The organism is Vibrio sp. 1978, assembly GCF_033344345.1.
The window spans coordinates 1-12,027 of record NZ_JAWPOP010000004.1 but is presented as its reverse complement, the minus strand read 5'-3'; the positions used below and the strand labels follow the sequence as shown (position 1 = coordinate 12,027).

The window sequence follows — 12,027 nt, the reverse complement described above, 5'->3', positions numbered from 1 at the left end:
ATGGTGCCAGCGTCTGAAATAGTCACGCTTGGACGGTCATCATCCGGATCAGGGCCCGGACCACTGCCGTCATCCACAATCGTTGCCGTACCGGTATCGCTGCCTTGTACTGCGCCAATGCCAGTCACCATCACACTGAAATCTTCTGGACCTTCATAAACAGCATCATCAATAGAAGCAATGCGCACATCAAACTCAGTTTGCCCCGCTGGCACGGTCACCACACCATCGTTTGGTACTGCAACCCAACCGCTTCCGGTGTTGTATTCCAAGGTACCTAAGTCACCGGTTTCGGTGTCACCCAAGTTGAGGCCAAGCTCGACTTGAACTGTAGACTCGGAGGCGTTCGACAACGTCACTTTGAAATTCGCTGTCTCACCCTCATTGATGGTGCCAGCGTCTGAAATAGTCACATTCGGGCGGTCATCATCCGGATCGGGGCCTGGCCCAGTGCCATCGTCCACGATCGTCGCCGTCCCCGTATCGCTGCCTTGTACTGCCCCAATGCCAGTCACCGTCACACTGAAATCTTCTGGGCCTTCGTACACCGCGTCATCAATGGAAGCAATACGCACATCAAACTCAGTTTGCCCCGCTGGCACCGTTACTACGCCATCGTTTGGCACTGCAACCCAACCGGAGCCTGTGTTGTATTCTAAGGTGCCTAAGTCACCGACTTCGGTATCGCCGAGATTAAGACCCAACTCTACTTGCGTTTCAGCTTCAGACGCGTTCGATAGCGTTACTTTGAAGTTCGCCGTATCTCCCTCATTAATGGTGCCAGCATCGGTAATAGTCACGCTTGGACGGTCATCATCCGGATCAGGTCCTGGACCCGTGCCGTCATCCACTATCGTTGCCGTACCGGTATCGCTACCTTGCACCGCCCCAATGCCAGTCACCGTCACGCTGAAATCTTCTGGGCCTTCGTACACCGCGTCATCAATGGAAGCAATACGCACATCAAATTCGGTTTGCCCAGCTGGCACCGTTACCACGCCATCGTTTGGCACTGCAACCCAACCGGAGCCTGTGTTGTATTCTAAGGTGCCTAAGTCACCGACTTCGGTATCGCCGAGATTAAGACCCAACTCTACTTGCGTTTCCGCTTCAGACGCGTTCGATAGCGTTACTTTGAAGTTCGCCGTATCCCCCTCATTGATGGTGCCAGCGTCTGAAATAGTCACGCTTGGACGGTCATCATCCGGATCAGGGCCCGGACCACTGCCGTCATCCACTATCGTTGCCGTACCGGTATCGCTGCCTTGCACTGCGCCAATGCCGGTTACTGTCACGCTGAAATCTTCAGGGCCTTCATAAACGGCGTCATCAATGGAAGCGATACGCACATCAAACTCGGTTTGCCCCGCTGGCACCGTTACTACGCCATCGTTTGGCACTGCAACCCAACCGGAGCCTGTGTTGTATTCTAAGGTGCCTAAGTCTCCAACTTCGGTATCACCTAAGTTCAGGCCTAGCTCGACTTGAACAGTGGACTCGGAGGCATTCGACAGCGTCACTTTGAAGTTCGCTGTCTCACCCTCATTAACCGTACCTGCATCACTCATCGTTACCGCTGGGCGATCATCATCAGGATTTGAGCCAGGTCCACTACCATCATCTAAAATAGTGGCAGTCCCAGTAACAGGTGTGCTTTGTTCTTCTGTCGTGCCAGAGAGCGTAAACGTTTCTGGGCCTTCAAATACAGAGTCGTCAATAGAGTCTATAGAGACCGTAAAGTCACTTTCACCCGGTGGGATCGAAATGGTAAAGGTTCCGCTTTCACCGACTGAAACTTCTTCTGTTGTACCATCAGAAAATGTTATGAGGACACGCTCATTGACGTAGTCACTCCCGTTCTCGTCAGCTGAGCCGCCTGTTGCGGTTCCATCAAGGAGAGAAAGAATGACATCAGTATTGTCTTCAGTTGTTTGACTTAGAGTAATATCGAATACAACTTGGTCACCTTCGTTGATAGTCGGACTAGATATTTCTTGAACTAAGATAGTCGGTGGTACAGGGCCATTAATTACTCTGAAAAGATCCAACAAAGATAGTGCTTGAGTTGTAGATAGTCCGATTCCATCAATACCGACGGTCTCAAAATTCGTACTAGCCAACAATTCAGCGCCAGTACGATCTATTGCACCAGTATTTTGGGGGCTAGAACCACTTTCCTCACCAGCAGCTGGCTCAAAATCCTCACCAAGAGCAGCCGGGTCTTCTCCACTAGCGATAGCCTCGATTAGCGCAGTGACATCATCAGTAACGTTAATTGAACTACCTTGCGGTGTTACCTGTTGTACAATTAATTCTGATGTATCAGAAACTTCCTCAATAATTAATTCACCAGGCTGAGGTAGCTGACCACTTTCAAGACTTCTCAGGTTCCCATCAAGCCCTATAACCACGACATTGCTCATCAATGAACTTAACGCTACTCGATCCATGCTCTTCATCCTTGTATTAGTTTAATTAAAGGCTTGTTACTGCACTAAACACGTCTATAGTTTAGACAAAATATGAATTTTTCGTTTTATTCCAAGAGGATTTAGTTTTTTGAGAGTAATAAGGAAAATAACCGAAGAATTTGCCTTCATTTAAACCAGTTTCCGCTATGCTCTTAAGATAAAAAGGTTTTCTACGAAAAAATCGACCACTTACCAAGCAAGCTTTGCCTCGTATGCTAGAGTTTAGAGAGTAAGATTGTTGTTTTTTATTGAATTAAACATTTAAACATCAACAAGTTGATAATACGCACTAAGAAAATTCATTGTTTGTAACTTCTCGTCTCAAATATGAAACAGAATAAGAGCGACATGATTTTAGGAGAACTAACGTGAGATGGAATCGAGTACATATAGCCTGCTGTTGCTTAATAGTGTCTTCACCAGTTTTCGGTCAAACTCTAGAGCAAGCGGTTGCACAGACGCTACAAAATAACCCCGATATTAAAAGTGCATTTAACGAGTTTATGAGCCAGAAGTACATAAATGAAGCTTCATCAGGTGCTTACCTCCCCTCTGTTGATCTAGATGCTGGAATTGGATATGAAGGATTAGACCCGTCAGATGAAGTTGGTCGAGGCGACACGGATTACACTCGAAAGGAAGCTTCAGTGACACTGACCCAACTAATATGGGATGGTAGCGCTACGTTAAATGATATTGATCGAACCGCAGCTGATGCTGAATCTGTTAGATTTCAACTCTTAGCAGATGCTTCAGATAAGGCACTTGAAGTGACTAAAGTGTACTTGGACGCTGTTAAAGCGTATGAAGTCCTAAAGCTTTCAGAAAACAACCTTGCTGTTCATAAAGATATTTACGATGATATTAAAAAACGAGTCAACTCGGGTATCGGCTCTACTGCTGACTTGACGCAGGTAGAAGCACGTTTGGCAAAAGCACACGGAAACTTAGCTGCTGCTCAAAATAACCTGTATGACTCTCACACGATGTTCACTCGTTTAGTCGGTCAAACACCACAAGGGTTAATCTTTCCGAGAGCGGACCAAAACTTTATCCCGTACACGGTTGATGAAGCGGTAGGCTTGGCATTTGAACTTCATCCCGTTATTCAAGTGGCGCTCGCAGACGTAGACTCGGCTAAGTTTCAATACAAACAGTCTAAAGGTGTTAATTACCCAACCATTTCCATTGAAGCTTCGCAAACATGGCGTGACGACGCTGATGGTTTAAAAGGTCGAAGTGATGAGACACTTGCCATGCTGCGTCTACGCTACAACCTATTCAATGGCGGCAGTGATGCAGCGAACTCAGAAAACTTCGCCTACCAGCTAAATAAAGCAAAAGACTTGCGTGAAGGTGCCTATCGCAATGTTGAAGAAGGGTTAAGGCTTTCTTGGAGTGCGCTTGATTTAACATTACAACAAAAAGAGTTTCTATCAGATCATGTAGACTCTGCTTCTGAGACCGTAATTGCTTACGAGAAGCAATATCGCATCGGTAAACGAACACTGCTTGATCTATTGAACACTGAAAACGAGCTCTTTGAGGCGCGTAAAGACTACTTAGATTCTAAATACGCAGAGCAGTACGCCAAATATCGAGTGATGAACGCAACTGGGCAACTGTTGAGTGCATTAAGGGTTGAAATGCCTAAAGAATGGCTAGAAGAAGTGGAGTATTAATTATGAAACACATAGCTTTTATTACACTCTCATTAATGCTCTCCGCATGCAGTTCATCAGATCGTGGTGATGAATATGATTACATAGATACCCCAATTGCCGATCAGTGGGCTGATCATATAGATGATGACTCTGACGGAGTCATTAACGAGCGAGATTTGTGCCCGGGTACACCTTTGGGTGCCGAAATAGACAACGACGGTTGTGGTTCGTACGTTGACTCCTCACAAGAAATGCAAATTCGAGTACTATTTGCGAACGATTCCGATGTGATCAACCCTATCTTTACGCAACAAATTCTTGAACTATCCGACTTTTTGAAAGAGTACCCGAACACGTCTATAGAGATTCAAGGTTATGCTAGTCGCACTGGTACTGCAGAACATAATCTTGACCTATCTAAGCGCCGCGCTGAAAACGTTAGAAAAGAGCTCATGAAGAATGGCATTAGTGGAGATAGAGTTACCATTGTCGGCTATGGAGACACAGTACTTGCGACACAAGGTACAGACCAAGTTAGTCACGCATTGAACCGTCGAGTAACCGCAACAGTGATTGGCCACAAGGGTGAAGTGAAGAAAGAATGGACCGTTTTCACAACACTTCCAAAAAGCTAGCACAACAATAAACAGACCGTAAAAATAAAAGGTCTAGCAAATTGCTAGACCTTTTTTGATTTTAAATTTGACTACAGTTTAGCGCTACTACATGTCTTTGTACTGAGCTTCTAAACTCGCAATTAAGCTTTGAGTCACATCATCAACACTTGCACCGTCAAAATGGATGTCCAATGTCGAGCTCCCTTTTGTAATACTCAGGTTTGCCTCAGATCCCCCGTCTGGTGCCACTTCTACATGATACTCTCCGACATCACCAGTATGATCACCTGATTGAAGATCATTAAGAAGCTCTCCAATTTCATCTTTAGATAAGTCGTCAAACAGATCTGAGAAGTCTAGAGCGTCTTCATTTTTATTGAAGTCAGTGACAGTATCAACATCGTTAGTGACTTCACTCCACTTAAAGATGTCGGCCCCTTCTGACCCTGTTAAAGTATCACTACCTAAACCACCAATCAGAATATCATCCCCTTCACCACCAACGAGTATGTCGTTGCCACCATGACCAAATAGTAAGTCATCACCAGCGCCGCCATATAAATTATCCGATTTATCTCCTTGGTGAGTTTGGTTGAATTCTTCCAAGTTATTTCTAACGTACTCATGTATATCTTCGCCGTCAACGGTAGACACATCCTGACCCGTTTGCTGCGCCACATGTGATTGAATCGCACTTAAGCCTTGTTCATTACCACCAAACTCAATTAAGTCACCTAACAAGATATCGTTACCTTCACCTCCTTGAATAGTGTCTGAACCTTGTTTGAGAGGTACATCTTGACCCAATATCGTTTCAGCAAGCTTAGTAACATCAATATCTGACTCTACCACACCATCAGTGTCATACTGCTTGAGTGTATGTTCATCAACGCCACTCCCAAGACCTATCGCTTCTATAGAGGACAATGCCGCTAGTACTTGATACATGTGTTGAGCTTGTGTCGAGCTATTCCCTTCATCGTAATAACGGATAGAGCCATAATATCTGTCGATATCGCCAAGGATTCTTCCTGTTAGCGGTGAATAAACCTTACCGTAACTATCTATAACGACATCACCTTTGTAGGTAACTGTTTGTCCGTATGAGTAATTGTTTTTACTCGCAATATCTTGCAGGGTAACAAGCTTGCCAGAATTATCGACGTCCAAAATCACTTTCGAGAATTCACTCGGTGCTACACCATAGAGGTATGTTGCTCTATTTGGTTGACCATCCGTAACAAAGTACGTGATATTTTGGCCATTAGGGTTAGGTTGACTGCTGAACCATTCAACGGCCGACTGTAAGCCCGCCTCATAGTTTGTGCCGCCAGAACCCTCATCATCAATTACACGATTCAACTCTTCTACAAACTCTTTTCTTGCTGTAAGAGAACTCAAGTCAACAGAAATCACCGCTGATGCACTTGAAGCAAATTCACTAAGGTGAATATTCACTGTCCCTGGCTTCTCTCCTTGATTTACCGCACTTAACAGCTCATCAAACACGTCTAGCACTTCTTGCTTCGCAGTTCCTACCCAGTTACCCATGCTCCCTGAAGTATCCAGAACAAATGCGATGTTGTAGTCCTGACCTGCAATGATCTCCAATCCTTGAACATCACCAACAATAATATCGTGATCGTCACTACCCGTTATCTGATCATTCCCATGTGATCCCGACTCCAACACATAGTCACGAGCTGTAAGCTCAACGGATTCAGTTGTTGAAGCTGCGTCATTATTTGATCCTTCAACAGACGTAGCAGTAACGCTTAGCGGGAACTCTAAGCTGCCTTCATAATCGAATGGCACTCTGATATCCAGGGAAAGCTTACCATCTGTACCAAGAGTGACAGGGTAATCTCCATTTGAATCTTGCTTAATTGCGAGCCCATCAACATACACGTCAACACCGTCTGGTAGATCTTGTACAAGAGCAGTCTGCGCTAAATCCTCACTTCCATCGACATCAACTAGATCAACATCCACATCGACCGAAATCCAGCGATCTTGAAGCACTTCATAAGTGCCATCAGGTTTCAAATCAACAATTTTGTCTGCAAAAACAACGCGTTCAATTTCATATAAATGATCACCTCGGTCATCACTACCTGTATGATCGTTTACCGAATCGATAGAACGACTATCTAATAAAATCCAATATGGAACTTTACCGCCATGATCGTCTTTGAAGGTCATTTTGTAGTCATCAAAGTTCCCTGTTAAGTAAACTGTATCTTTACCATCATGCAGAGTAAGACTGGTCGCGTCATCACCATAAAACGTATCATTGTTACCACCGCCAACAAATACGTCATCGCCACCGCCACCATAGAATACATCGTTGAAATCTGTCCCAACAAACAAGCTGTCGGTGTCACTTAAGTCAGTATTGACTCCCAACACAACACCAGCGTGTGTATTAATTTTAGGTACTGCATTATCCAACCCAAGGTTGGCTGCGACAGCCTCATTTTCGGTATTGGTATTATTTATTGCCGATGTAGCTAAGTGATGGTTTGGATCAATAGCATCTCGTTTAACTAAGTCGCCAACATTGATCGTGATCGTAGGTGCATCTGCGATAGCAACAACATTGATATCAAGTGTATTTGTTACGCCAGTATTTGTGGTATAGCTAATTAATGGAACGTCACCTGACCAATGCTCAGCAGGTTCAAATATGTAACTACCATCTCGGTTTACTAGTAACGTACCACTAGTCAAAGAAACACTTTCGCCTACCTCGTAATCAGCACCATCGATAGTAAGATGATCTACCATCAGAATATTGTCGCCGTCAGAGTCATTAAGCAATACATTCCCTTGTAGAGTATTGTCTTCTATGGTTTCGCCCAAATCACTTTCCGTTTCCGTCGGTAAGTTCTCATGTACTACAACATTGATCACCAAGTTAGATTCTGCTGAATCACCATTCGAGCTTTCTGTACTCGTTGCAGTCAAATTGATAGTGAAGTCATCATGGGAGCCCGCAGGTGGAGTCACAGTAAGTGCATCTAATGCCCAACTTGTCACGTCCAGTTCTTCATCAATAGTTGCGACAGTAATAGAACTATTTCCATCTGAAAGGATCGCACCTACAGGTAAGCCAGTTAGCGTGACTTTAAGTGATTCAGAGCCATCTGTATCATTTAAGCTTGCTTTAATTTCAGAGAGCGGTATCGCTGTATCTTGTAACCCTTCGTTCAGCTGGTATGTTTCGTAAAACGCAACACCATTAACTTCTTGTAGTTCAGACGTTCTGATATCAGTTGCTTCTAGTGCACTTTCATCACTAACTACGTAAAGACTACTATTGCTCAGGTTGACAGGCGCTTGTCCATTAATGGATACATCCACATTAAAGTTACCCGGACCACTTTGGTTATGGTGATAAATTTCAATTGGATAAAAGCCAGATACCGAAGGGGTAAAGCTAGCTCCCTTAATATCACCACTGTCGCTCCCCCAACGAGCTTGATCAAGTAACGTACCACCCAACTTGATTGCAAGGCTATCATCGGCTTGACCAACAAAGTCGTAACTCGAGCCAGCTTCGAGATAAACAAGAGATGTGACTAGAACGGCCTCATTTGCCAAGGTTGCATGAGTCCCTAAATCTTCCACATTTGCCCAACTCAATCGAGTACCATCGGCTTCATTAAGAGCGTTGATCGCTGAGATTAGAGTCTCTCCATTGACCCCCATACCATCACTAGAACCAACTTGAACATTACTCCATGTCGTAACGTTAAACTCTTGTTGAGGCAATGAGTTTAATGGCGTCACTGCGATTAAGTTCGGTTTATCAGCGATAGGGTTTACGTCTATTGTCAGTGTTGACTCTTGACCGGTACTCTGTCCATCTGTTGGTTTAAAGCCAATTTGAGCGTAACTAGACTCCTGGTCTCCGACTTGATTTCCGCCGAAGCTGTCACTGCCAGACTCATTTAATTCAGGTACAAAACGAACACTGTTTTCATCAAAGAGCGGCTTATCAAGCACTTGATCGATTTGGACAGACTGCCAATCGCCTTGCGAATCTCTGTACTCTAATGATCCATCGCCAGGAAGCGTTGTAATTTGGACGGAGAGATCTGATACATCAGAGTCCACATCGCTAATACCGAATGATGACCAATCAAGCATCACTTGAGAATCTTCATTCATCTCAACCACTGAAGGCGAAGATTCAGGAGCATCATTCACATTTACCAGAGATACATTTACCTCGGCAGTATCAATCCCGCCAGTTCCATCGATAACCTCAACCTGAAGCGTATAATCGCCCAAGTCAACATCATCGATTGTCTTGTTCAATGAAATCTCTCCGCTTGTCGGGTCGATATCAAAAATACCATTAGTGCTCGAGCCATCTGCAAAGCGGTATACAAGCACGTCATTATCGTGATCTTCAGCAACGACCGTGCCGATAACGGCCCCACTCACCGTGTTTTCGTTAACTGACCCGAAGTCGTAAACATCATCATTTGGTTTGTCACCAGCACTATCGCCGCCAGAAATAAACTCTGGAGCGTGCTGAGCATCTATAATAGAGACTGTTGCTTCATTCGAGTCACTTGCAAGCGTCGAATCTGCACCAACCGTATCAATTAGAGTCACGGTTAGGTTTTCAAGATCTTCGTAAATACCATCATCGAGAGTTTTTATATCAATCGGCGCCGACGTTTTACCCGCTGGAATCGTGACTGTGTACGTACTTGGAGCAATATAATCTTTGTCATCAACATTCCCTCCGATTGTGAATGTTACCAGTACATCTTCATCTGCTTTTTGGTCAATGTTGACGATAAATTTTGCATCACTACCTTCATCAACTGAGGATTGATCTGAGCTAATAGTCACTTTCGGTGCACTTTGGGCATCAACGATCACAACACTTGCGCTGTTATTTGAAGCAATGCTCGCATCAGCGCCATCAACCTCTTTAATGGTTACTGTGAAAGATTCTGCGCCCTCATAAATACCATCGGTGACCGTCAGTAAGTCAAGAGCAGCTGAAGATTGACCCGCAGGAACTTCAACACTCAGAACGCCAACAAAATCTTTTCCATCTTGGGCCACGCCGCTATATTCGAAATGAACCGTAACACTCTCATCTGCAACTTTATCAAGTGTCAGCGTAAAGCCTGCCGTTTCACCTTCATTTACGCTATTTTGATCGGCACTAATACTAACTAAAGGTGCAGGATCAGAATCCACAATATTTGCGTTACCAGTTGCAATACCATTACTGGTGACACTACCGATTTCCGTAACCGTAAGACCAAAGCTCTCATCACCTTCATGGACATTATCTAGTTTGGTCGGGACTGCGACTTTAAATTCAGCGACACCTGGAGGTATAGTAACGTCTCCATTAGGCGCTATATCTAATGTTTGAGTTTGACCATGAGTATCCACATAGGTCACTACCATAGTGCCTAGATCAACATCTTCCGCAGTATAGCTATCATTTGTTGTTGACTTCAGATTGACGACAACGGCCTCTTGAACAGGGTTAGAGAGTAAAACGGTAAATATTGCGTCAGTTCCTTCAATTACATCGCCCGCATCTATTACGCTAAGTTCTGTACTATCATTATCAAGAACTGTTGCCGTCCCCGTTTCACCTCCGAGCTCAAGAACGACCGTTTCGCTGCTTTCCACAACCAAGTCATCAATAGTCGGAATCGATATTTCGAAGCTACTTATACCTGCTGGAACAATCAAGTAACCACCTAAGAAAACAACACCATTTGTGTAGGTTGCATTCGATAGATTTATGTCATTCTTATCAACTGAAGAACCTTGAGCAAGCATATCAACTTGGTACTTAACAGCAGTGCTGGTGACTTCATCTAAAACAACCGAGAACGTGATATTGTCACCCTCGGTCACACTATCACCGACCACAGACAGACTTGGCCCGTTTTCCGCAACATTACCATCTAACATTTCGTTAACGATATTGACTGTAGATGGATCGCTAACGCCATTTTCAGAGTCGACTGCAACATATCCAAAGCTGTCTTCGGCAGGAACACCTTCTACATAACGTAACTCCCAGTTACCTTCATTTTTCGTAGAAAAATCTAACTGAGTAATGACCGAACCTTCAGGAAGAGCTAGATCTTTCCCATAACCAACGCTTGTTTCTTGGAATAGCATGAAGTTGCCTTCAGGCTTCAAAAACTCGAACGTTTGAGTCTGTTGGACATTATTTGAATCTAAGTATGTAACCGTAATAAGTGCTGCGTTGTCATCACCGTAATCAAACAATCCACCTAATCCATCTAAGCCAAGGTTTACGCTGCCCACAGGGTTATTAGACAAATCGATCGTAATCGTTTCACCTTTCTCAATACCCTGCCCATCATTGTCAGCGATACCATTGCCGATGTGTGACACCTGGCGGTTGTACTGCGCAAGCTCACCGCTATCAGAAGAAATGGTGATAGAAGCTCCATTGGCTAAATGCTCAGTACGGGAATGTGATGAACCACCATCCTCACTTAATCCCCAGTTATTGAAATCTGTTGTAGATTCCGAGCCATTAGGCGTATTTGGACGATCTTTGATACCTAATAAGAAGCCAACATTATCAGCTTCATAGTAAAGGCTGTCTTTGTCATAAAGCGTATCGCTTACTTCTTTAATTTCGTGCAACTCACCATCACTATCTTTAAAGAACAACGTACCTGAGGTTGGCAGTTCAGTAATTCGGACATGTAGATCGTTGCCTTTTAAGTCGTCTTCAACATCCGCGATATGATCTTGAGAGTCGCCATCACCTAAAGGTTTCGTATCAGTATCAAATACAACTTGCGTCACAGGCTTGTCAGTCACATGCGTAAAGTCCTCACTGTCAGGCTTGTCATTGACTGGCGTCACATCGACGTTCACCGTGGTGGACTCACTGACGCCACCGGACGTAACGATGTAGGTAAAGCTGTCTGTACCGTGGAAGTTGTCGTTTGGCGTGTAAGTGACGCTGCCATCCGGGTTGACCGAGACCGTGCCGTTCGCTGGACCGTGATTGCTATCGAGCGACACCACTTTGTCGTCGCCTTCGAACGTGTCGTTACCTAAAACCTTGATGATGGTTGGTGTGTCTTCCACAACCGTCGCGCGGTCAGATTCAATATCTGCCACAGGCGCCACTGTGAAGTTCACCGTTTGGCTAACGCTTTCACCGCTTGGATCGGTGGCGGTAAAGGTTAGGGTTTCTGAGCCATTCCAGTCTGCGGTTGGAGTGAACGTAGCAATGCC

4 protein-coding genes are annotated in these 12,027 nt (G+C 44.6%); 2 read left to right on the top strand and 2 right to left on the bottom strand.

Features of this window, described 5'->3' with window-relative positions:
• Positions 1–2,450: Calx-beta domain-containing protein (locus R8N49_RS05335; RefSeq protein WP_318189874.1), on the bottom strand; the 2,450-nt coding region annotated here is incomplete at its 3' end.
• 389 nt (positions 2,451–2,839) lie between these two features.
• On the opposite strand from R8N49_RS05335, the gene R8N49_RS05330 reads away from it, so the two are divergent.
• Positions 2,840–4,153, top strand: coding sequence for a TolC family outer membrane protein (locus R8N49_RS05330; protein ID WP_021707835.1), 1,314 nt, complete (start codon positions 2,840–2,842; stop codon positions 4,151–4,153).
• 2 nt (positions 4,154–4,155) lie between these two features.
• The gene (locus R8N49_RS05325) at positions 4,156–4,770 is read left to right on the top strand and encodes an OmpA family protein (protein WP_005377363.1); all 615 of its coding nucleotides are present in this window, start codon (positions 4,156–4,158) and stop codon (positions 4,768–4,770) included.
• Positions 4,771–4,857: 87 nt separating this feature from the next.
• Here the strand turns inward: R8N49_RS05325 and R8N49_RS05320 are convergent, their stop codons facing one another.
• Positions 4,858–12,024, bottom strand: a complete 7,167-nt coding sequence (locus tag R8N49_RS05320; protein ID WP_318189901.1) for a tandem-95 repeat protein — start codon at positions 12,022–12,024, stop codon at positions 4,858–4,860.
• Positions 12,025–12,027 lie beyond the last annotated feature (3 nt).

What these genes read in the sequence shown, in the direction of transcription:
- R8N49_RS05325 (WP_005377363.1), top strand. Translation starts at nt 4,156, where the DNA reads ATGAAACACATAGCTTTTATTACACTCTCATTAATGCTCTCCGCATGC.